This is a genomic window from Pseudomonas tremae, assembly GCF_001401155.1.
Taxonomy (GTDB): domain Bacteria; phylum Pseudomonadota; class Gammaproteobacteria; order Pseudomonadales; family Pseudomonadaceae; genus Aquipseudomonas; species Aquipseudomonas tremae.
In genome coordinates, this window is record NZ_LJRO01000074.1 from 57632 (window position 1) to 80213 (window position 22582).

Below are 22582 nucleotides of genomic sequence, written 5' to 3' on the forward strand. Positions count from 1 at the left end.
GACCGTCGAAACCTCTGACGTTTCGGCGCCTATGCCACTGTCGCCCGCATCGGGTGCGTGATTCACTATCTGCCGGGTGCGCATGCAAACAGGCAGGAGATGACCCATGACCCTGAGGCCATTCGCTGAAACTCATCTGGTCACCAATCAGCCGCCATCGCTGGACGGCGTAAATCTCTACCGCATTGACCTGCCGCTTCAGAAATGGAGCCAGCGATACGGAGCATGTTGGGCGCAGGCGCGGATCGACGCTTATGGTGCGCTGGCGGGCGGGCCCTTGATGGCTGCGGGTTTTCTGGCAAATCGGAACAAGCCTGTGTTTGCCAGCCACGACCGTTACGGGCATCGCATTGACCTTGTCGAGTTTCACCCGGCGTATCACCAACTGATGAGTACTGCCATCGAGCATGGCATTACTTCACTGCCGTGGACCGAACCGCAGCCCGGCGCTCACGTCGCACGCGCCGCGATGAGCTATCTGCACACGCAGGCCGACCCCGGCAGTGGCTGCCCGCTGACCATGACCTTTGCCAGTGTTCCGGCGTTGAGGCAGCAGCCGGGCCTGGCCGACATCTGGCTGCCCAAGGTGCTGTCCACTCAGTACGACCCCCGCAATGTCGGTATTGCGCACAAGGCCGGTGCGACCATTGGCATGGCGATGACTGAGAAACAGGGCGGCACCGATGTGCGGGCCAACACTACACGCGCTTTTCCGGCAGGTGTCGGCGGCCCAGGCAAGGCCTATGAGCTGGTGGGGCACAAGTGGTTCTGCTCTGCGCCGATGTGCGATGCGTTTCTGACTCTGGCGCAGACTGGAAAAGGGCTCAGTTGCTTTCTGCTGCCCCGCCACAGGCCTGATGACACCCGCAACGAGTTTTACATTCAGCGTCTGAAAGACAAGCTCGGCAACTGGTCCAACGCCTCCAGCGAAGTAGAATTTCGTGGCGCGCTGGCGTGGATGATCGGCGAGGAAGGACGCGGCGTGCCAACCATCATCGAAATGGTTGCGATGACCCGTTTCGATTGCATGATCGGCTCGAGCGCCCTGATGCGTCAGGCGCTGACCCAGGCCACACACCATTGTGCGCACCGAGCGGTGGGCGGTCGACTGCTGGCCGGGCAACCGCTGATGCAGAACGTGCTGGCTGACCTGGCGTTGGAAAGCGAGGCCGCGTTGGCGCTGACCTTGCGCCTGGGCCGTGCGCTGGATCATCTGGATGATGACCACGAAAGGCGTTTCGTCCGGCTAATCACGGCAGTGGGCAAATACTGGATCTGCAAGCGTGCCCCGGCCATGATCAACGAAGCCGCCGAATGCCTGGGCGGCGCGGGCTATGTCGAAGACAGCATTCTGCCCCGGCTGTACCGCGAGGCCCCGGTCAATTCGACGTGGGAGGGCTCCGGCAATGTGCAATGCCTTGACGTGCTGCGCACACTGTCCAAAGAGCCCGGCGCACTTGATGCGCTGTTCGACGAACTGGGCGACGGGCATGGCGACCGGCACTTGGCGTTGCATATCAGCAAGCTCAAAACGGCATTTCACGACACTGGCGACATTGAGTATCGCGCCCGGCAACTGACGGAAGACATCGCCGTTGCTGTACAAGGCAAGCTATTGCTGGAAGCTGGCAATGCAGCGGTCAGTGATGGTTTTATTGCTGGTCGAATAGCGTCAGTTGGGCGGGTATATGGCGCCCTGCCACGAGGGGTCGACGTAGAAACATTACTGCGAAGGTCTTCGCCGCAGGTGGCATGAGCACGCGAACCCGTTACGATGCACGACTGCAAGATCAGACAGGACATGAAACGTGACCCAAGCCTTTGTTGTCGTAGACACCGCCGAGCAAGCCGTCGAGCGGCTTGCCGAGCTGCACGAACGTGCGACCAGCGCGTTGAGCCAGGCGCTCAAGCGCTACCTGAAAGACCGCGTCGAGCCGACCGCCGAAGAACGTGCGCAGTTCCGCTATCCGGAGCTGCGCCTGGTATACAAATGCCACGGTGAAGTCCCGCTGACGACCCGCGCTTACGCCAAGGTCCAGCTGCCGGGCACTTACAGCGTCACTGTCACGCAGCCCAAGGCATTCAAAAAGTATCTGCTGGAGCAACTGGTTCCGCTGATGAGCGACTTCACCGTGACGGTTGAAGTCGGTATGAGCGAGCAGAACATCCCCTATCCCTACGTGGTGGAGCAGGGTGACGAGCTGGCGGGCACCGGCGTGACCGCTGCTGCGCTGGCGCGGGTCTTCCCGAGCACCGACCTGTCCGCCGCGACCGATGGTATTGCCGATGGCCTTTATGACTGGGCCAATGTCGATCCGCTGCCACTGGCGCTGTTCGATGCCGCACGGGTGGATTTCTCTCTGCGCCGCCTGGTGCATTACACCGGCAGCGACTGGCGTCATGTTCAGCCGTGGATTCTGCTGACCAACTACCACCGTTATGTTGACCAGTTCATTCTGCATGGCCTGGAAAAACTCCGTGAAGACCCGCGCTTCGTGCGCATGGTCCTGCCGGGCAATGTGGTAGTGGACAAGAGCATGGGCGTTGACGAAGCCCAGGCGATTGTTGCCAGCGTGGTCTGGCACCGCTACCAGATGCCGGCTTACCACCTGATCGCCGAAGACGGCCATGGCGTGACGCTGGTCAATATCGGCGTAGGCCCTTCCAACGCCAAGAACATTACCGACCACCTGGCGGTGCTGCGTCCGCACTGCTGGCTGATGATCGGTCACTGTGGTGGCCTGCGTCAGTCGCAGACCATCGGCGATTACGTGTTGGCCCATGCCTACATGCGTCGTGACGGTATTCTCGACCGCGTGCTGCCGCCGCACATTCCGATTCCGGCCCTGGCCGAGGTGCAGCTTGCCTTGCAGGAGTCTGCTGCGCAGATTACCGGCGAACGTGGCGAAGAGCTCAAGAAGCGTCTGCGCACCGGCACCGTGCTGACGTACGACGATCGCAACTGGGAGCTGCGCTGGGCGCAGGAACGGCCGTTGATCAACCTGTCCCGCGCGGTGGCGGTGGACATGGAAAGCGGCACTATCGCCGCCCAGGGTTATCGTCTGCGAGTACCTTACGGCACGCTGCTGTGCGTTTCCGACAAGCCATTGCACAGCGAAATCAAGCTGCCGGGTTCGGCCAATGCGTTTTATGAGCGTGCGGTCAGCCAGCACTTGAAGATCGGCATTGCTGCGCTGGACCTGATGCGCACTCAACTGAACTCGCTGCACTCGCGCAAACTGCGCAGCTTCGATGAGCCGCCATTTCGTTGATGGCTGTTCGTTAATAGGTTGGTATTTGCAGAAAGGGCCACTAAAGTGGCCCTTTCTGTTTTCCGATTGCCCATTCCCATGCCCCGCACTCAACGCCCTGTTTCCCGACGCGCTACTCCCGGCCCGGCGAATGCTTCCCGCCGTGTCGCCAAAGCGCCGCCAGCCGAACCGAAGCTGATCCTGTTCAACAAGCCTTTCGACGTGCTGACGCAGTTCAGTGACGAAGGTGGTCGGGCCACGCTCAAGGACTTTATCGACATTCCCGGCATCTATCCGGCAGGGCGGCTGGACCGCGACAGTGAAGGTTTGCTGCTGCTGACCAACGACGGTCAGTTGCAGGCGCGGATTGCCGATCCGAAGCACAAGCTGGCCAAAACCTATTGGGTACAGGTCGAGGGCGAGCCGAGCGAAGCCCAATTGCAGCAATTGCGCGACGGTGTCCAGCTTAACGACGGCCCGACCTTGCCGGCCGAAGCTCGGCAACTGGAAGAGCCGCAGCTCTGGCCTCGCAACCCGCCTGTGCGCTTTCGCAAAAGCGTGCCGACCAGTTGGCTGGAACTGGTGATCAAGGAAGGGCGCAACCGGCAGGTAAGGCGCATGACTGCCGCAGTCGGGTTGCCCACTTTGCGGCTGGTGCGAGTCAAAATCGGCAACTGGACGCTCGACGGGCTGGATCAGGGCCAATATCGCGAAGTCGCTGCACAGCTATGAGTCAGCTGCGCAGGTGAATCAGCGGCATTTCCGTGCTGGCCAGCACCTGATTGAGCACGAAACTCGACTTGACGCTGGTCACGCCCTCGATACGCGTCAGGTGTCCCAGCAGCAGCTTCTGATAGTGATCCATGTCCGGCACCACCACTTTCAGCTGATAGTCCGCGTCCATGCCGGTCACCAGGCTGCACTCCAGGACCTGCGGCAGATTACGGATGTGCTGCTCGAAATTCTCGAACCGCTCTGGCGTGTGTCGGTCCATGCCGATCAATACGTAGGCGGTCAGGTTCAAGCCGAGTTTCTTGCGATCCAGCAGGGCGACCTGACGCACGATGTAGCCGTCGTCCTCCAGCTGTTTCACCCGACGCGAACACGGTGAAGGCGAAAGACCAATTCGTTCGGCCAGCTCCTGGTTGGAAATGCGCGCATCCCGCTGCAGTTCCGCCAAAATGCTCAGGTCATATCTGTCGAGCTTACTCACGGTGCATCCCTTAATGAGTTCAATTGCGCTGGATTATTCATCTGAAGTCAAAAATTGCGCAAGTGATGTTTTAATCGGCAATATTAGCAATCTTCGGCCACCGCATCGGGCCTATTCTTTTAAGCGTAATCACTGCCCGGACACAGCGTCCAGCGCGACCCGCCCAATCAGGCCGGTCGCGGCCTACCACCCGACAGGGTGTGCAAGGCCCCCGGGCTACATACTGTCCAGAAGACGGCATGCGGTGAGCCGACGTCAAAAGCGTTGCGCAGGACGACGAAATATCTCAAGGGGGCCACAGGGTCCCCTTTTCTTTGTCTGCTGATAAAGTGCGCAGAACGGCGCTACGCTTCAGCAGTCTTAATAACGTCTACCCGCGTCCGAGTGAGGAAAGCATGAAATCTGGCATCTGGCAGTTTGCGGGGGTAAGTCTGTTGTGTCTGAGCATCGGCGCTCATGCATGGGCCGACGAGCGTGATGAATCTCGGCAAAACCAGCTGTATGGCAGCCCCGGTGAAAACGGGCAGCAGCGCCAGCAGCAACAGCAACAACAACAGCTCTACCAGCAGCAGAACAATCAGCAGCGCCAGATTCAGCAACAGCAGAATCAGCAGCGCCAGGTCGAGCGTGAGCAGCAACAGCAGATCAATCAGCAACAGCTCAATCAACAACGCCAGATCCAGGAACAGCAGACCCAGCAGCGCCAGGTCGAGCGCCAGCAACAGCAGCAGATTCAGCAGCAACAGCTACAGCAGCGCAACGTCGAACGTCAGCAGCAACAGCAGATCGAACAGCAGCAGCGCGATCAGCAACGTCAGATTCAACAACAGCAAAACCAGCAGCGCCAGCAGTTGCGCCAGAGTCAAGACAATCTGCCTATCCAGAGCGGGCCGAAAGAGGTCTGGCAAAGCCAGCCACCGCGTGAGGGTTACTATCAGGACATCCCGCGCGGCAATAACCGCAACTGGCAGGCCGGTCGCCCCAATGATCACTGGGAAGGTCGTCCGGACGGGCGCGGCAACGGCTGGGGGCCAGGCCCGCAATATCGTCCCGGCCATGCGATAGATCGCGTCCCGGGCGGCTATTCGCGCATTCCCTATCGCGGACAGGATTTCTACTATTCGCAGGGCTACTGGTATCGCCCGCAAGGCCCCCGCTATGTTGTGGTGACGCCGCCGTATGGCGTTCGCGTGAGCAGACTGCCTTCCTATTCACAGGAAGTATGGGCCGGCAGCAGCCTGCTGTTTCTGGCCGCAGGTACTTATTATGCGTATCAGCCTGATACTCAGGATTATGTAGTGGTCAATCCGCCGCAGAACGACGCGGGTTATCAGGCCCCGGCCGAGCAGCAGAGCAACGGCTACGACCCGGTTGCCTATCCTCAGAACGGTCAAAGCCCGCAACAAGTCGAACTTGATCGTTACCAGTGCTACCGCTGGGCCGCCGAGCAGAGCGGCTTTGACCCGGCCAATTTTTCCGGCCAGCCGCCGCCTGACGTAGTCGACCTGTATCGCCGCTCGATGGGCGCGTGTCTGGCAGGGCGCGGTTACAGCGTCAATTAGGCTCGTCAGGCGTTACTGTTCCTGACCACTTCCTGCGGGTCGGCGTGGACCAGCACTTCGGCTTTCGGGAACTGCTCGTGAATTGCATCGGCGACCTTGTCGCACAGCGCGTGGGCCACCGACAGGGTCAACGCCCCCGGTAATTCCAGATGCAACTGCACGAACCAGTGATTGCCGGAAATTCGTGTGCGCAGATCGTGCGCCCCGAGAACACCCGGCACACTGCAGGCGAGTTCCAGCATGCGGGTGCTGACATCCGCCGGCAATTCTTCGTCCATCAGCACCGAGACGGTTTCGCGGGCGATTTGCAGGGCGCTCCACAGAATGTAAAGCGCGATGCCCAGGCCAAAGTAGGCATCCAGCTGTTGCCAGCCGAAATAAGCCAGGGTCAGGGCCACCAGAATGCTGGCGTTGAGTAACAGGTCAGAGCGGTAGTGCAGCGAGTCGGCACGAATCGCTGCAGACCCCGTCGCCTTGATGACCCGCGATTGCAGAGTGAGCAGTGCCAGCGTCAGTGCGATGGAAATAACCATGACCACCATGCCCAGCAACGGCGCGCCCAAGGGCTCGGGGTTCTGGATGCGCTCGATTGCCTGAACCGCGATCAGCACGCCACTGACGGTGATGAACAGCGCCTGTGCCATGCCTGAAAGCGCTTCCGCCTTGCCATGACCGTAACGATGATCATCATCGGCGGGACGCAGCGCGTAATGCACCGCGAGCAGGTTGAGGAACGACGCTGCACCGTCGAGCAACGAATCGGTCAGACCGGCCAGCAGGCTTACCGATCCGCTCAGCCACCAGGCCACGCCCTTGGCCAGAATCAGCGTCACGGCAACCGCCAGCGAGGCCCGGGTCGCCAGACGCAGCAGTCGGGAATGTTCGGCAGTGGTGCTCATGACGCTTTTCCTTGAACGGTATGTGTATCAGGCCGCCGGGACCAGACCCAGTGAAGCCAGCTGCTCGACGCTGCCTTTGTGCTGAATCAGGCGTGGGTCATTCAATGGCAGCGAGCGGCCCAGTTCGGTTTCGATGATGGCTTGCAGCTTGGTGTTATCGACGCTGCCGTCGGCCTTGAGCGCTTTTTGCAGCTTCTGCGGATCAATCTGCGCGTGCTCGCCTGGCGCGTAATAGATTGCACCTGTCGCGAAGTCCACTGCGAACGCGATCACACCGGGGACGATGTAGAACAACAGCGCGAACGCATCCAGCGCCGCAATGGCCGGGTCAACCTTGCCATCAATCTGACCCCGGCGGTCCGGATAGAAAATACTGCCGCAGGCAGAAATCTGAGTCAGCAACGTGGCGACCAGAACGCCACCGATCAAGCGAGAAGGAATGCGCATGGAAAGCTCCTGAAATGAAGAGGGCAACTATACAAGGCAATGGCTGCAAGGCTAAGACTATTGAGCGATGGGAGTGGTTCTGCGGCTGATGAATATCGATGCTCGTGCCTGTCCTCTGTGCTGAGCGTTACACACAAGCCTTGAACGCCCTTAAAACAGGCTTCTGCCCGCAGTGCGTTTGCTGCCGGTCCCCTGCAGATCGGAAGCACGTTTATCACAAGAGCGAGCCGTGCAGTTATCAAGATCGTCCCGACGCTCTGCGTGGAAATGCAGTTCGCTACGCAGCGCGTCGCACATCAGCCGCAACGCTTGTTTCAGGCCGCACAAGATGCAGGCGCGCGCCAGGCCTGCTGCATTCTAACGCGGAGCATTGGCACGATAGTGATTGGCGTACTCCAGCCTCAAACCAGGGATAAGCGCTCAACGGCGTCAATACTGCCCTCGACGATCATCCACTGAAAACAACTGTGCTTTGCCGATGCCCCTTACCGATCACGATTAACATCTGGTTTACTGTGCCCAAGATAATTACAAAAACCCAGGAGTCATGTATGCAACCGATTCGTCTCGGTCTGGTGGGCTACGGCAAGATCGCTCAGGATCAGCACGTGCCCGCCATCCACGCCAATCCCGCGTTTCAATTAGTGGCTGTTGCTACCCAGGGTCAGCCGTGTGCCGGGGTGGAGAACTTCAAGTCCTTGAGCGAACTGCTTGAAAGCGGCCTGGACGTTGATGCAGTCGCGTTCTGCACGCCGCCTCAGGGACGATTCACGCTGGTGCAGCAGGCGCTGGCCGCAGGTAAGCATGTGCTGGTTGAAAAACCGCCCTGCGCCACATTGGGCGAAGCGATGGCATTGGTGCAGCAGGCAACGGAGCAGGGCGTCAGCGGTTTTTTCGCCTGGCATTCGCGATACGCGCCCGGTATCGAGGCCGCGCGTGACTGGTTGTCGCCCCGTACCCTGCACAGCGTACAGATCGACTGGAAAGAAGACGTGCGCAAGTGGCACCCAGGCCAGGCGTGGATCTGGCAACCTGGTGGTCTCGGCGTATTCGATCCAGGTATCAATGCCCTGTCGATCGCAACCCATCTGTTGCCGCTTCCATTGTTCGTAGCGGCTGCCGAACTGCGCGTACCCAGCAACTGCCAGTCGCCAATTGCCGCTTCGATCAAGATGTCCGATACCCGTCAACTCGATGTCCGCGCAGAGTTCGACTTCGATCACGGCCATGATGAGCTCTGGAGCATCGAGATTCGTTGCGCTGAAGGCACGTTGCGACTGGATAACGGCGGCGCGCTGTTGAGTATCGATGGCGTGCGTCAGGCCGTTTCGGAAGAGGGCGAGTACGCAGCTGTATATCGTCACTTTCAACGCCTGATCAGCAACAAGGCCAGTGACATGGACCTGCAGCCATTGAGACTGGTCGCGGACAGTTTTTTTGTCGGCAGTCGCGTGTCGGTTGAACCGTTTTACGATTAACCGCCTCTCAGGTACACGCGGGAGCAAGCATCGTGCTGGTTCTCGCCACCTCAGCCTGACTAGAGAGTGAAACGTGGACATCAAACAGCTTTGGCCATTCAGCGAGCAAGAGTTGGTGGAAGTGCGTCGGTTCAACAAAACCCTCGCACGTCTGCCACGCTTTCGAATCCGCAACCGCGTCACGCCTTTGGTGATCCAGACATTGTTGCGTGTGAGTCAGGTTGGCGGCGCCCTCAAACCTTCAAGGCATGGCCTGCGAATCGAAAAAAGAGTGGTCAGCACCAATAACGTTCCGGTGCCGGTGCGAATTATCAAGCCGCGGGGCACGCCCAAGGCCGTAGTGCTGGATATTCATGGGGGCGGCTGGGTGATCGGCAACGCGCAGATGAATGACGATCTGAATGTCGGCATGGTCAATGCGTGCGATGTAGCTGTTGTCTCGGTTGATTATCGTCTCGCGTTATCAACCCCCGTTGAAGGCCTGCTGGACGATTGTTTCTCTGCTGCTTGCTGGCTGTTGGGCGACTGTGAAGAGTTTGCCGGGCTGCCCGTCATCGTCGTCGGCGAATCAGCGGGCGGGCACTTGGCTGCCGCCACTTTGCTCAGGCTGAAAGCCAGGCCCGACTTGCTCGAGCGCGTCATCGGTACGGTGCTGTATTACGGCGTCTACGACCTGACCGGAACACCGAGCGTGCGCACTGCAGGCCCCGATACGCTGGTGCTGGACGGCCCGGGAATGGTCAGCGCAATGCGCTCGCTCACCCCCGATATCAGCGACGAAGAACGCCGCGCCCCGCCGTTATCGCCACTCTATGGCGACCTGACCGACCTTCCGCGCGCATTGATGTTTGTCGGGGAGATTGACCCTCTACTGGACGACACGCTGCAAATGGCTGAGCGCTGGTCAGACTCGGCGAACGTTGAAATGCATCTTTTGCCTGAGTGTCCGCATGGGTTTATCCACTTTCCGACCGCATTGGCGCGCAAGGTTCTTGCGCGCACTCATGAATGGATAAACGAGCGGACTGCGGCGCTGGCCTGAGCCCTTTGCCTCAGGCTATCTCCGAGACCCACTTCGATACCGGGTCGCCGCTGCTCAAACCGGGCTGCACGAGGCCGTCGATCATGAACGTCGGCGAGACGTGAATGCCGTTCTGTCGTGCATATTTGGTGTGCCACTTCACAGCCTGTTCAAGCTCGGGATTGGCAAACGCTTCGGCCAGCGCCAAGCCGCTGTAACGTTCGATTCGCGCAATGATGTCATTGGGCGTGGCATCGAGGTTTGGCCCGCCAGCATGGTGTTCAAACTCGAACTCTTCGCGATGCGAGGCAACCGCGGTCATCACCGCCTTGGCGCTTTCCTTGCCGTCTTCCAGAGTTGCTGCCGCCAGAATGCAGCGCACGATGACCCCGGAAAATATGTGCCAAGGCTGAGATTGCAGGCGAATTTTGACAGTGACCCTGTCTTCCCCGGCTTGCGCCAGCAGCTCGTCGAGCTTGAAGAAGGCCTTCACCGAAAAAGGGCAGGTTGGCTCAAGGAATACTTCGAACAGGCGAGGCCCGTGGCCCCAGGAAAGTGAGTCTGACTGCATGCTTGTGTTTCTCCTGTCGATGATTGCGCAAGAGGCGCGTGGAGACTGATTTACGCGGTCTGTCGACCCTGCGCTTTTGAGAGCTGCTCAGGCGGGGAGTTCGATTTTCAGGCCAGCAACTCGGTTATCCACCTTATCTGCTGCGCAACCTCCTGCATTTTTTCTTCGGGTACTGCCCTCTGTGCTTTGGCAAAGCTGCTCAGTGTCTTCTGTTTTTCACCCAACAACCGTTGCCATTTGAGCAAGAATGCGGGGCTGCGCGCCTGCATCTGCAGAGGGCCGAAATACAGCTCTTTTGCGGTGTACTTCACTGAGCCAGTGCATTCGGCGACGATGATTTCGTAATCGAAACGGTTTTCCCGCAGCACCTCCTCGCCGACGATGCGGTAGCCATTCTCCATCAGCCAACGGCGCAGCGGCTGTTCACCACCGTTGGGTTGCAGGATCAGGCGCTCCTGACCGCTCAGGCGCGCCTTGCCGCTTTCGAGGATGTCGCGAATCGTCTCGCCGCCCATGCCACAGAGGCTGACTGCAGTGATCCCGTCTGCCGCCTCGATCGCCGCCAGGCCATCAGCCAGACGTACGCTGATCTGTTGATCCAGATCGTTCTCGCGCACCGTGCGCTCGGCAGCGCAAAACGGCGTCAACGCTACTTCGCCTGCTACCGCCGCCGCGATGACCCCACGGTTCAACAGTGCCACCGGCAGGTAGCCGTGATCCGAGCCGATATCAGCCAGCCGCGCGCCTTTCGGCACATGCAAGGCAACGCGCTCAAGGCGCATGGACAATGTCTGTTCTTTCAATCGCCACACCTTTTAACCGGAAACATCCGACACTGTTGGCTGGATCGGGGCCGCGATTCTGTCGGGCAACGCTGCGCATTTCAACTTTCCACGAAAAAGCCCACGACTCGACCCGCCCCTGTCGCTCGCGTAGGCTTGCCGTTTTACGTACTTGGCAGAGCAGAGACCTCATGGCAAACGCAGACATTACCTTCACTCCCGACCCGGATGCGGACTCCATTTCCTCTGATGTTGCCGATTTCAACGGCCTGCTGGTCAGCACCCAGATCCCGACTCGACCCGACGGCAGCCTGGAATTGGGCGACATCAGCGAACAAAGCGAATGCACGCTTCGCGCCTTGAAAGACGCATTGGAGCGCGCGGGCAGTTCGATGGATCGAGTCATGCATCTGACCATCTACCTGACCGACATGGCAGATCGCGCGGCATTCAATGAAGTGTACAAACGCTTCTTCAAAAAACCGTGGCCTGTTCGGGCAGCGGTGGGTGTGGCTGCGCTGGCAGTGGATGGAATGCGTGTGGAAGTGACAGCGATGGCGGCCAGGGCTGGCTGATGCCCGTCGTTTCTGATTAGTGACTCTCGTGCCAATGCGCTGGTACACATTTCAGCGAATATTGTTCAGAACTGATGAGGCTTAGCGCGACTGTCAGCGTTTAGTAACAGTAAACATAAGGAGATGTATGTGAGGTCGGGCCGCAGGCTGTTGGTGATCGCCGTTGGGGTAGTCGTATCAGGTTTCATAGGCAAAGCCGTCTATGAGGCCTTGCCCGGTGATATGGGTAGTGACCATATAAATGTCGTTTGCAATGAGGTTGTTATCGGCCGCTTCGATGGCGACGGTAGCATTGATGACACCAAAAATAAAACGCGGAAGTGCTCTTCAGGTATGCGCGCTATCTCTACTAATTATGTGGTTCTTGACGACGATGTCTATTGGATGAGTCAGGTGCGTTATAAAGAAAAGCCCTGCATTACTGGGGCCGGTGATGCCTCAGGAGCGATTAGTAATTTGTCGTTTTCATGCCTGTTCTCGAAGCAAGGTCAGATCAACTCGATCGAGGCGCGTGAGCTTCATCTGGTGGCTCATAACTCGCCTGCTTTTCAGTCGATGGAGGGCAGTCTAAAGGGGCTTACTGATTGGCAGCTTGATCAGTTAGCCTATTATGCAAAGGACGATTCTTCTGTTTACTACCGTGGACGAAAGTTAAAAGGGGCAAAGCCAAATGACTTTTCGGTAATCTTCCCTTTTGGTGATGATAAGAGATGGTATAAGTACCCTGTTGCCGTAAGCGGAAAAGAAAAGTTTATCGGGGGTATGGGCGTCGGAAATATTGATTTATATAATTTCCGTCTATTTATCCCTGTTGCCTGCCCCGGGCATGGACTCTCTGTCTGTACAAGCTATAAAGACGTAAACGTTTTTTTTGAATACGGCAACTGGGATCAAGGTCTGCTGGGGCAGGTAGGGGATGATGTTATATTTCTGTATACCTACGGCGTTGAGCGGTTCGCTGATATGGCATCTTTAGACACATTTATGTTCGCGACCAGCAAGAAAATGTATCTATACACCAAGGCACAGTTTTATGAGCTGGGTACCCAATATCCTTTTGATAGGAAACTGATACCGATGGACATGAATGATTTTGAGAATAATCGTTGGTGACCCGATTCTTTTCATTTTCAACGGCACACGTTTTTCGGCGTTGACAACAGAAGGAATCCCCACCTGCTCATCGCATTGACGCTGCCTATCATGAAGCAACCTTCGCTCGCGACAAATGTGCATGGCTGATAATTGATGGCGTCGGGATTGAACAGTGGCTAGCTGTTCACCTCAATCATGCAGATGTCTCCAGATATGGTCTTTCGCTGCTTTGGCTGTTGTATGACGAAGAAGATGCCTTGGTGAAGAGACGTTTTATCCCTGGAGCGGATGGCTCATCGACAATTGTTCCGCTGCTTGTATTCAATGAGGACATGGATTTTGACAACACGACGCTGGTCACAGAGCAGGTTATAAAAGATGACACGGTGCATTGGGTGCGTTTTGGCTGGAGTGTTTCGGATGGACTGAAAGTCGGCATTTCGACTCGATGGAACGCTGGCGGTGAGCCTGTGAGCTTTGCTCTGGACGAGTTTCGGGCAGCGCTGGAAAAGCTCGATGAGCTTATCGAAACGCACGTGCCCAATCGCTGAGTCGCCGCCCCTAAAAGTCTGATGCGAATATTGATCCCACCGTGGAACCAGATCTCGTTGCTTGCCAGCAAGGCGATATCAGTTCCCGGGGAAGCCTATGATCAACCTCACCCACATTGCGTCTTCATTGGCGCGGGCAGCGCTCAGCGATTCGACAAAGCCGAAAATGGAGCGCGCGATAAACGTCGCGAGCCACATCGCTGGCAAAGTCGCGCTGCAGATCACCAGCTCATTACTGGAGCAGAAAGGTCTGCTTAACGAGCGTCAGCAGAAAGGGCTCTCGATGATTCTCAAGGCCTTGAGCGGCAAGGAGCCGTTGAACAATGTCGAGACGCACGAAGGGGGAGGCCTATTCAATCTGGCGCGAGCCGCCTTCGACGTGGCCAGCGTTGTCTGGGAGCGCGACAAGTCGATGCATAACGTGATGAGCTTTCTGGGCGTCAGCGACAGCAAGGGCAAGATGTTGTTCTCTCTGGGCAAGAAGCTGGCGGATGCAATGGCCAAGTCTGAGCCTGGCAAGGACAACAGTGAAGCCACTAATGCGCGCCTTGCCTATTTCTCCAGCAACTTGAAACTGAACAAGTTGATGAGCGACCTCACTGACCAGGTTTTCAACAAGATTCGCCAGTCGAACGGTGCTCGCGTGCGACGATCCACACCCGGCCCATCCTGGAGACCTGACGGCGCTCAGCAGCAAGCGCGTCCTGGCACTCGCCCACAAGCCTGCAGTGCGCCGCCGCCCAAAGCAGAGCCACGACCTGCGTCGGGCCGACCTGACGGCCACCAAAAGCAGGCACGCCCGGAAACACCGCCTCGTGCTCGATCGCGGGCCAATAGCACTCGGCCACCGCTGCCGAAAGCAGAACCCAGTGCAGGCGGCGAACGGCCTTCAACGGCGCGGCCTAATAACACATCGGCTGCTGACGCATCTGCCAGGGTGGGCGATTCCGCGCCTGCCAAGCCGCCCGTCAAGCCGTTGTACGAGCACCTTGGCCTCACTGACATGTCGGTAGATGTATCCGCCGTTAAAAAGGCTTACAGAGATGCCGCGCTGAAGAACCACCCTGATAAAAACCGCTGCAACGAGGCCGAAGCGGCCTAGCGTTTCAAAGTCATTTCAAATGCGTACAAGATTTTGTCCGACCCGGAGTTGCGCAAGGATTACGACAATGGCCGTATCAATGAGGCTGGTAATAGGGCATGGGTAGATGTTCCGGTCTGACTCCACGCTCAAGGCGGCGCCGTTGAGCGGCGGGTGCCGCGCGTAAGCAGTCAAGATAACTAAACGCTGCTCTTCGCCGATCACACCGAAAAGTGCTCTTCCACTGTATCGGAAAAATGCGTGCAGTTTATCCGGGCAAAACGCTGGTAATCGCGAGTCACCGAAAACGCCGAGCCCGGCATTAGCAGGATGTTGTGTTGCTCAAGTTTCGTCATGAATGGCTTCAGGTCAGGGATGTCCGGGTGATAGGCCCATATGAACATGCCACCTTGCGGCGCCATATCAAACTTCCAGCCCCGTTCAAGTAATGAGCGCTGTGTCTGTACCTGTTGGCCGATGAGCCTTTGCTGCACATTCTGCATATGCCGTGCGTAAGTACCGTCTGCCAGAATGGTATTGACGAACCGTTCGCAAAACGCTGGAACGGCGACGCAAGTCAATAGTTTCAGGCGTGTCAGGGGTTCTATGAGGCCTTGTGAGCAAGCGATATAGCCCACGCGCAACGATGCGGAAAGACACTTGGAAAAACTTCCGACATAAATCACTCGCTCCAGGTTGTCCAGCTCGGCAAACGTCTGGCGAACCACCGGGCTGAAGTCGCCGTATACGTCATCTTCGACCACATAAAACTCGTGTTCTACGGCGAGACGCAATACCTTGAAAGCGTTATGCGGACTAATGTTGCTGCCGGTCGGGTTGTGAAAAGTGCTATTGCAGAAGAAGGCTTTAACAGTGTGCTTTGCCAAGTAACTTTCCATCTCGGCAATGTCGGGACCGTCTTGAGTCCGGCGCACGCCTACAACGTGACCGCCTGCCAACTGGATCAACCTGATCAGGTTTCCATTCCCCGGCTCGTCCACGAATACATGATCCCCCGGCCTGATCAACAGCCTTGCCACCAGGTCCAGACCCTGCGTCGCCCCCAGCGTAGTAAGAACCTGCCCCGGTCTGATATCGATACGCGTCAGGCGCTTTATATGCACGCAAAGTTGCTTGCGCATTGGAAGGTATCCGGAAACGTCGCCGTATTCGGCCAGTGAGCTCTGTTCCAGCCTCGCGGTGCGCCGAATGGCCTTGGCTAGCAATTCTGTATCTCGCCATGCCGGTGGCAACCAGCCGCATCCTAATTTGTTGTAGTGGGGCCCGGCTTGCAAAAGCTTGAATAGGGGATCCTCGGCCACCCATTCGGGCTCATTGGGGGGATTCTCGTGCGATATACCTCCCGTTACAAAATAGCCGCGTCCGGGAGACGCCGTTAGGACGCCTTCGCTTACTAAACGTGCATAAGCAGACACCACATCGTGATAGCTGACGTCAGCGGATGCGGCCAGTTTTCTGATTGAGGGCATGCGTTGCCCGCCAAGCCACTCGCCTGATTCAAGGCGTTGCTTCAACGAGTCGTAGAGAGAATTTAGGCTCATAGGGGGGCAGCAGACTGATAGGAAAAACACCCTAACAGTTACCTGGAAAGCTTGTCGACTGTGTGCCTTCAAGGCGCCAGCTAATGCCAAGATGGGTCTATCGGCGTAAAGGCCGTTAAAAACCACATCCTAAAGCCCCGCAAACCAGAAAACTGGATATCGAGATAATGCCGTATCTGGACACACAGGCCGCACGGCCTTCCAGGCTCTCTGCCACACCCGATCATGAATCATTTCAGCTAATAAGGAATCTCGTCATCGCCGCGTTACTTGAGTGCTGTTCTGTTGATGAGTTTAATGAGCTGAAAAAGACACCTCTCATTGAATGTGTTACCCAGCAGGCCCATGAAGACTTAATCATGTTCGCAAGTAAAGACCCTGCGGCAGGTTCTGATCCACTCTTTATCGCAAGAACCTACACATCGTATGCTGCAGTGATGCATTACCGGCTTGCCAGCTGGGTCAATCTTAATGCTGCTCAACTGTGCATTTTCCGTAACCAGTCACTCGCTGCTGTTATTTCCAGAAGAGGAAAAATGCTTTCGGGCGCCGAAATACACTTTCGTAGTCGTATCGGCGCCCGACTAATAATTGATCACGGGTATGGAACTGTCATTGGTGAAACCTCTTCCATTGGTGACGATTGCTATATTCTTGGGGGCGTCACACTGGGCGCGCGAGGTATTAGCAGTAATGCTGCAACACCCCGTCATCCTAGAATTGGAAATCGCGTACAGATCGGTGCGTTTGCGAGTGTTTTGGGGCCTGTGGAGGTGGGGGATGATGCTTTCATTGGTCCCGGTTGTATTATCACTAAAGACATTCCCTCTGGTGCTAGGGTACAGGTTAAAACAATGTTGCAGGTGGTGACGGCGCAATGAAAAATACTGCCATAAACCAAGATGTGTTACGCAGTACCAGAAAGCTTTACTATCAAGATCAGTATTTGATGTCTGCACGTGCCACAGTGACCCGAGTACAACTTGATGCTATTGAAGTAGACCGCACCGTTGCTTATCCGGAGGGCGGTGGTCAGGAGGCGGATTTTGGTACGATCGAACTTCGCAGTGGTTTGGTGCGGTTTATAGGAGCCAAAAAACTCTACGGCACCCCTATTCGGTTAGAAGGTTTTAAAGGGGGGAAGTTGGGTGGGATTATTCTTCATATGGTTCACCCGGACGATTTGCATTTGCTTGATAAGATAAATGAAGGCATGACTGCTCATGTTAAAATCGATATTCTTCGTCGCGCGCGATTAACCCTTTCACACACCGCTAGCCATTTTTTATATGCTGCAGCAGTGAGTTTGCGCAAAGAGCTTAAACAGTGGACCCTGGGCTGTCATATTAAAGAAGATTCGGCACGGTTCGATTTCCTTGTGGAAAAACCTTTCAGTATTGAGGAGGTCAGTGAAATAGAGCGTCGGGCGAATGAGTTGATCGTCCGCAATAAGATAATCGAGAATTATGCAGTGCAAGGATTAGAGGATGCACGGATGTGGGTTTACCAAGGCATAGAGATTCCGTGTGGTGGCACTCACTTGGACTCTCCTCAAGCAATAGGGCATTTAAGCGTTCGTCGTAAGCGCTTGGGCAAATGTAAAGAGCGACTTATTTGTGATTTTCCTGGTGCGGTGATTGATTTATCTCCGTATCATGGGCAAGCCTTATGACAAGTAATCTTCCCAAACATACATATCTTTATTTCGCCGCACAATCCATCAACCTGACCACGGCAGTTATGTCAGTGACTATGGCTGCCATTGTGGGCTCAGCGCTCGCACCTGACGCCAGGTTTTCAACGGTACCGTATGGGTTCCAGTTTCTATTTTTGATGCTCGCTACATACCCTGTCTCGCGATTGATGAGTCGCATCGGTCGTAAAAAGGCATTCATGCTTGGTGCAATCCCGTTGGTAATATCTGGCATTACGGGATTTTGGGCTGTTGATCATCAGCATTTTCCAATGCTGGTGGTTAGTCATTCTGCGCTTGGAGTTTATATCGCATTTGCCAACTTCAACAGGTTCGCGGCAACCGATAATCTAGAACAACGACTAAAGCCAAAAGCTCTCTCGTTGGTCGTGGCTGGAGGAGTCATTGCCGCCTTGCTCGGGCCAGCGTTGACTGGGTTGCTTAGGGATCTGGGTGGCTACCCTCTATTTTCCCTATGCTACGCTTCATTTGTAGGGTTGGCGGCACTGTCTTTGTTTATTACCGTATTCCTGCCAAGTGATCCTATTTTACCTGCACGTTACAATGCAAATGACCGGCTTGCCAAAAACCTCCCGTGCTCAATGAAACCACCGGTAATGGTTGCCATGACAGTCGCGGCGATAAGCTATGGAATCATGAACTTGCTGATGATTCAGGCTTCTATGCACATGAAACATCTGCATCAAGATTTTTCGGATATCCGCCTTGCGATTCAGTGGCATGTGATCGCCATGTTCGCGCCCTCCTTTTTTACAGGCGCTATCATCCAAAAACTCGGAATAAAAACTACTATCTGCGTGGGCCTGATGATGTTGATTGCCTGCGCGGCCATGAACATGGTTTCAAATGGTTATGAGACACTAACTATTTCACTCATCGTTCTTGGTTTGGGCTGGAACCTGACTTACGTCGGAGGCGGTGCACTGCTGGCTCATGCCTTGCAGGATAGCCCTGGCGCCATGCAAGTGCAGGGTAAAAACGATCTCGCCATCGCCGTTTTTGCAACAATTGGCGCCTTTACTCCATCACTCTTGCTAAGTACCGTGGGGTGGGTTGGCACCAACGTTATATGCGTTGCTCTGTGCGTAGCATTGTTAGCGGTAACGGTCAGCTTGCTGAGTCGAAAGCCGGAATCAAATGGCTCATGACAGGAGGCGACAAGTGAGCAAACTTATCAGAACGGGTGGTAGAATTTTGACAAAGTTGGAGATGAACAACCCCGGAGGTAGTCACAAATACCGTGCGGCCAGTTTCATCATAGAGCACGCCTTGCACACCTGCAGGATTATCCCAGGGATTACTACGGTGATTGAAAAGACTGGCGGTAATTTTGGATTTGGTTTGATAGCTGCTTGTCACAAGCATGACATTCCAGTTGAGTTGGTAGTGGGCCTGGGTTTCAGCCAGATCAAAAGAGATCTCTTGGAATGCTTTGGCGCCAAGCTGATTGGAAAGGATATGCTGGCCGCTGGTGCATCGCCAAAAGAGGTCGTTACCTACCATTTGAAGCATCAGACAGAAATGGGAAAGTCGTACTATTACACTGACCAGTTTAACAACTATGTCGGGATCGAAGCCCACCGTTATCAGACCGCTTCTGAACTCGCATGCCAACTGGCAGAGTCTGGTGTTGGCAGACGTTTGCTGTTTGTAGGTTGCGCAGGTACTGGTGCAAGCTTTACAGGTATAACCTTGGGTTTGAAAGATTTTGGCTTTGACGTTTCGACTGTGTTGGTTGAGCCCTCTGGCTGCGATTCGAGGAGAGGTGTTTTTTTGGAACATCGTCTTGAAGGAATGGCGGTTGGCGTCTGTCCGCCTTTTTTGGACTGGTCTCTGGTGAACGTCCGACGTCATGTTAAGCATGTGGAGATGTTAGCCGCGCAACGATGTTTCTATATGCAAAGCGGTACGTTTGTTGGTAATACCTCCGCGGCTTGCCTATCAGCCGCGCACAATCTGGCCAGCCTTCCTGAATATGCTGATACCACGCTGGTTACCATTGCTTACGATTCTGGGCTTTGGTATCACGACTTGCAAAAATCTGTAACGCAGACGGCTGCTTGATTGTTCAACAGATAATGCCGGAAAGTTCGATCCGGCCGCAAACATTGACGTGTTGTAAGCATGGCGATCAATAGTTCGCCCGATTTTTGATTCTGCGTCCTGCTATAAGCCTGCTCACTCTCTTGTACTCCCACCCCGGTATACTCCCCCGCATCTCTCTGGGAGCTCCCATGATTCAGTTACCCATCGACACCGTGCTGCCAGCCCTGCGCCAGGCCCTGACCACACGCCATGAAGCCGTGCTTGAAGCCCCGCCCGGTGCGGGCAAGACCACGCGGGTGCCGCTCGCGCTGCTTGGGGAAACCTGGCTGGCCGGGCAGACCATTTTGATGCTGGAGCCGCGCCGTCTTGCTGCGCGTGCGGCGGCGGAACGGTTGGCCAGTGAGCTGGGCGAGAAGGTGGGCGAAACTGTGGGTTATCGGATTCGTCTGGAAAGCCGTGTGGGGCCGAAGACGCGTATTGAAGTGGTCACCGAGGGGATTCTTACGCGTCGTTTGCAGGACGATCCGGCCCTTGAAGGCGTAGGGCTGCTGATTTTCGATGAGTTTCACGAGCGTAGCCTGGACGCCGATCTGGCGCTGGCCCTTAGCCTCAATGGCCGCGAGCTGTTTCGTGATGATCAACCGCTGAAAATCTTATTGATGTCGGCAACGCTGGAAGGCGAGCGGCTTTCGGCGTTACTGGACGATGCGCCAGTGGTGCGCAGTGATGGGCGGATGTTTCCAGTAGCGATGCAGTGGGGGCGTCCTTTTCAGCCGGGTGAGTTTATCGAGCCGCGTGTCGTGCAGACGGTGCTGGATGCGCTGGGCAGCGAGTCCGGCAGCCTGCTGGTGTTTCTGCCGGGGCAGGTCGAGATTCGTCGGGTCAACCAGCAGTTGGCGGAAGCGCTGGGCGAGCGCGCCGATATTCTGCTCTGCCCTTTGCATGGTGAGCTTGACCTCAGTGCGCAGCGCGCGGCCATTGAGCCCGCGCCCAAGGGGACACGCAAGGTGGTGCTGGCGACCAATATCGCCGAAACCAGCCTGACCATCGACGCGTGCGTGTGGTGATCGATGCCGGATTGGCGCGGGTGCCACGTTTCGATCCGGGCAGCGGTATGACGCGCCTCGACAACCAGCGTATCTCACGGGCCAGCGCTACTCAGCGGGCCGGACGGGCAGGGCGACTGGAGCCAGGCGTTTGTTATCGGCTGTGGTCCGAGGCGCAGCACGATCAGCTGGCTGCCTACGGGGCGGCGGAAATTCTTCAGGCAGACCTCGCCGGGCTTGCGCTGCAACTGGCGCGCTGGGGCGTCACGCCTGCGCAACTGGTCTGGCTCGACATACCGCCAGCCGCAGCTTATGCACAGGCGCAGGACCTGCTGGTACGGCTTGAGGCACTTAGCTATCAGCCGGGACAACTGCCAGCCCTGATGCCCCACGGTCAGGCGATGGCCGAGCTGCCCGCCCATCCGCGCATCGCGCACTTGCTGCTGCGCGGCCATGCGTTGGGCCTGGGCGAGCTGGCCTGTGACGTGGCCGCGCTATTGGGCGAGCGCGATATCCTGCGCGGCGGCGGTGCGGATCTGCATAGCCGCCTGACCTTGCTGGCGGGCAGCGAGCGTGCTGCGCGTGGCGCACAAGGCGGCGTGCAGAGAGCCAAGCAGCTTGCGCGGCAATATCGAGGATACCTGCGCGGCGCAGCAAACAGCCCGGTCAGCGATCCTGACCATCCACGCTGGCTGGGTGCTCTACTGGCGCTGGCTTATCCGGATCGCGTGGCGCAACAACGTCGCGCTGGCGGCGCTGAATATCGGTTGGCTAATGGTCGTGCGGCTCTGTTCGCCGAGGCCGACGCACTGATGAAACAGCCGTGGCTGGTCATCGCAGACCTCGGCAGCCGCCAAGGCCAGCGCGAAGAACGCATCTACCTCGCCGCCGAGTTTGATCCGGCATTGTTCGACTCCGTGTTGGCCGAGCAGGTCATTACCTTGGACCAGATCGACTGGGACGAGCGCGAAGGCGTGTTTCGCGCAGAGCGACAGCGCAAAGCTGGCGAACTGATCATCAGCCGCGAACCACTGATCGGACTCGACGAGGCAGCCCGCAGCCATGCGTTGTTGGCGCTGGTGCGTCGCAAAGGTCTGGAACTGCTGCCCTGGACGCCGGAACTGCGTCAGTGGCAAGCGCGTGTCGCGCTGCTGCGCAACCTCGATGTCGACAAAAACGCAACAAGCGAATGGCCCGACCTGAGCGACGCACAACTGCTGGCGACACTCGAAAACTGGCTGATGCCCTATCTGGGTAAAGTCACCCGACTCAGCCATTTCGGCCAGCTCGACCTGTCATCCATCCTGCGCAACCTCCTGCCGTGGCCTCTCCCGCAACAACTCGAAGCGCAGGCCCCGCAGACCATCCAGGTGCCGTCCGGCTCGAATATCCGTATCGACTACAACGAACAGCCGCCTGTTCTCTCGGTGCGGCTGCAGGAGTTATTTGGGTTATCCGATACGCCACGCATCGCTAGCGGGCGGCAGGTGCTGAAGCTGCATTTGTTATCCCCGGCGCGTCGTCCCGTGCAGGTTACTCAGGATCTGGCTAACTTCTGGCGGTCGACCTATATCGATGTGAAAAAGGATTTGAAAGGGCGGTATCCGAAGCTATCACGCAACGTTCATCAATTGGCATATGCGTGAAACGTTGGAGTATTGACATTTTTGTTGGAAAAATATTGCCTA

19 protein-coding genes and 2 pseudogenes are annotated in these 22582 nt (G+C 56.7%); 15 read left to right on the forward strand and 6 right to left on the reverse strand.

Annotation, left to right across the window (positions count from 1 at the left end; genetic code table 11):
* The first annotated feature begins 106 nt into the window (after window positions 1–106).
* The 3 genes from ALO43_RS05490 to ALO43_RS05500 all read left to right on the forward strand — a co-directional run bounded on the left by ALO43_RS05490 (window position 107) and on the right by ALO43_RS05500 (window position 3983).
* Window positions 107–1756 (forward strand): acyl-CoA dehydrogenase family protein, encoded by a 1650-nt coding sequence (locus ALO43_RS05490; protein WP_054997219.1) that lies wholly within the window; start codon window positions 107–109, stop codon window positions 1754–1756.
* A gap of 52 nt (window positions 1757–1808) precedes the next feature.
* Window positions 1809–3272, forward strand: a complete 1464-nt coding sequence (amn, locus tag ALO43_RS05495; RefSeq protein ID WP_005888770.1) for an AMP nucleosidase — start codon at window positions 1809–1811, stop codon at window positions 3270–3272.
* A gap of 78 nt (window positions 3273–3350) precedes the next feature.
* On the forward strand, window positions 3351–3983 hold the full coding sequence (locus ALO43_RS05500; protein ID WP_024670309.1) for a pseudouridine synthase: 633 nt from the start codon (window positions 3351–3353) through the stop codon (window positions 3981–3983).
* Window position 3984: 1 nt separating this feature from the next.
* Here ALO43_RS05500 and ALO43_RS05505 read toward each other — a convergent pair whose 3' ends face one another.
* Window positions 3985–4464 carry an Lrp/AsnC family transcriptional regulator gene (locus ALO43_RS05505; protein ID WP_005888773.1) on the reverse strand — a complete coding sequence of 160 codons (480 nt, stop codon included), beginning with the start codon at window positions 4462–4464 and terminating at the stop codon, window positions 3985–3987.
* Window positions 4465–4859: 395 nt separating this feature from the next.
* Between ALO43_RS05505 and ALO43_RS31315 the strand changes: the two genes are divergently transcribed.
* Complete coding sequence (locus ALO43_RS31315; protein ID WP_080268194.1) at window positions 4860–6026, forward strand: DUF6515 family protein; 1167 nt, start codon at window positions 4860–4862, stop codon at window positions 6024–6026.
* 5 nt (window positions 6027–6031) lie between these two features.
* On the opposite strand, the gene ALO43_RS05520 is transcribed toward ALO43_RS31315, so the two are convergent.
* Window positions 6032–6925, reverse strand: coding sequence for a cation diffusion facilitator family transporter (locus ALO43_RS05520; protein WP_024670307.1), 894 nt, complete (start codon window positions 6923–6925; stop codon window positions 6032–6034).
* Window positions 6926–6952: 27 nt separating this feature from the next.
* Complete coding sequence (locus ALO43_RS05525; protein WP_005888782.1) at window positions 6953–7372, reverse strand: hypothetical protein; 420 nt, start codon at window positions 7370–7372, stop codon at window positions 6953–6955.
* Between the two features lie 551 nt (window positions 7373–7923).
* Here ALO43_RS05525 and ALO43_RS05530 point away from each other — a divergent pair.
* On the forward strand, window positions 7924–8850 hold the full coding sequence (locus ALO43_RS05530; protein ID WP_053931559.1) for a Gfo/Idh/MocA family protein: 927 nt from the start codon (window positions 7924–7926) through the stop codon (window positions 8848–8850).
* Between the two features lie 73 nt (window positions 8851–8923).
* Window positions 8924–9892, forward strand: a complete 969-nt coding sequence (locus ALO43_RS05535) for an alpha/beta hydrolase (RefSeq protein WP_005888788.1) — start codon at window positions 8924–8926, stop codon at window positions 9890–9892.
* 10 nt (window positions 9893–9902) lie between these two features.
* Here the strand turns inward: ALO43_RS05535 and ALO43_RS05540 are convergent, their stop codons facing one another.
* A complete protein-coding gene (locus tag ALO43_RS05540; protein WP_054997220.1) occupies window positions 9903–10442 on the reverse strand; it encodes a DsbA family protein in 540 nt (179 codons plus the stop codon).
* Between the two features lie 107 nt (window positions 10443–10549).
* The gene (locus ALO43_RS05545; RefSeq protein ID WP_005888794.1) at window positions 10550–11245 is read right to left on the reverse strand and encodes a tRNA (adenine(22)-N(1))-methyltransferase; all 696 of its coding nucleotides are present in this window, start codon (window positions 11243–11245) and stop codon (window positions 10550–10552) included.
* Between the two features lie 170 nt (window positions 11246–11415).
* Between ALO43_RS05545 and ALO43_RS05550 the strand changes: the two genes are divergently transcribed.
* The 4 genes and pseudogenes from ALO43_RS05550 to ALO43_RS05565 all read left to right on the forward strand — a co-directional run bounded on the left by ALO43_RS05550 (window position 11416) and on the right by ALO43_RS05565 (window position 14667).
* Window positions 11416–11799, forward strand: a complete 384-nt coding sequence (locus ALO43_RS05550; RefSeq protein ID WP_024670303.1) for a RidA family protein — start codon at window positions 11416–11418, stop codon at window positions 11797–11799.
* A 123-nt stretch (window positions 11800–11922) separates the two neighbouring features.
* Window positions 11923–12912 (forward strand): DKNYY domain-containing protein, encoded by a 990-nt coding sequence (locus ALO43_RS05555; RefSeq protein WP_054997221.1) that lies wholly within the window; start codon window positions 11923–11925, stop codon window positions 12910–12912.
* Window positions 12913–13130: 218 nt separating this feature from the next.
* Window positions 13131–13445: a hypothetical protein gene (locus ALO43_RS05560; RefSeq protein ID WP_024670301.1), complete on the forward strand. Its 315-nt coding sequence runs from the start codon at window positions 13131–13133 to the stop codon at window positions 13443–13445.
* A gap of 97 nt (window positions 13446–13542) precedes the next feature.
* A pseudogene (locus ALO43_RS05565) lies at window positions 13543–14667 on the forward strand (J domain-containing protein).
* An 80-nt stretch (window positions 14668–14747) separates the two neighbouring features.
* Here ALO43_RS05565 and ALO43_RS05570 read toward each other — a convergent pair.
* Window positions 14748–16088, reverse strand: coding sequence for an aminotransferase-like domain-containing protein (locus ALO43_RS05570; protein WP_005888802.1), 1341 nt, complete (start codon window positions 16086–16088; stop codon window positions 14748–14750).
* Window positions 16089–16255: 167 nt separating this feature from the next.
* Here ALO43_RS05570 and ALO43_RS05575 point away from each other — a divergent pair, with 167 nt between their 5' ends.
* The 5 genes and pseudogenes from ALO43_RS05575 to hrpB all read left to right on the forward strand — a co-directional run bounded on the left by ALO43_RS05575 (window position 16256) and on the right by hrpB (window position 22540).
* Window positions 16256–16969 carry a serine O-acetyltransferase gene (locus ALO43_RS05575; protein ID WP_005888803.1) on the forward strand — a complete coding sequence of 238 codons (714 nt, stop codon included), beginning with the start codon at window positions 16256–16258 and terminating at the stop codon, window positions 16967–16969.
* Entirely contained in the window at window positions 16966–17760 is a 795-nt protein-coding gene (locus ALO43_RS05580) for an alanyl-tRNA editing protein (protein WP_005888806.1), read from the forward strand. The genes ALO43_RS05575 and ALO43_RS05580 overlap by 4 nt, the downstream gene beginning before the upstream one ends.
* Complete coding sequence (locus ALO43_RS05585) at window positions 17757–18950, forward strand: MFS transporter (RefSeq protein WP_054997222.1); 1194 nt, start codon at window positions 17757–17759, stop codon at window positions 18948–18950. The genes ALO43_RS05580 and ALO43_RS05585 overlap by 4 nt, the downstream gene beginning before the upstream one ends.
* Before the next feature lie 13 nt (window positions 18951–18963).
* Window positions 18964–19866 (forward strand): pyridoxal-phosphate dependent enzyme, encoded by a 903-nt coding sequence (locus tag ALO43_RS05590; RefSeq protein ID WP_005888810.1) that lies wholly within the window; start codon window positions 18964–18966, stop codon window positions 19864–19866.
* A gap of 170 nt (window positions 19867–20036) precedes the next feature.
* Window positions 20037–22540: pseudogene (hrpB, locus tag ALO43_RS05595) on the forward strand (ATP-dependent helicase HrpB).
* Window positions 22541–22582 lie beyond the last annotated feature (42 nt).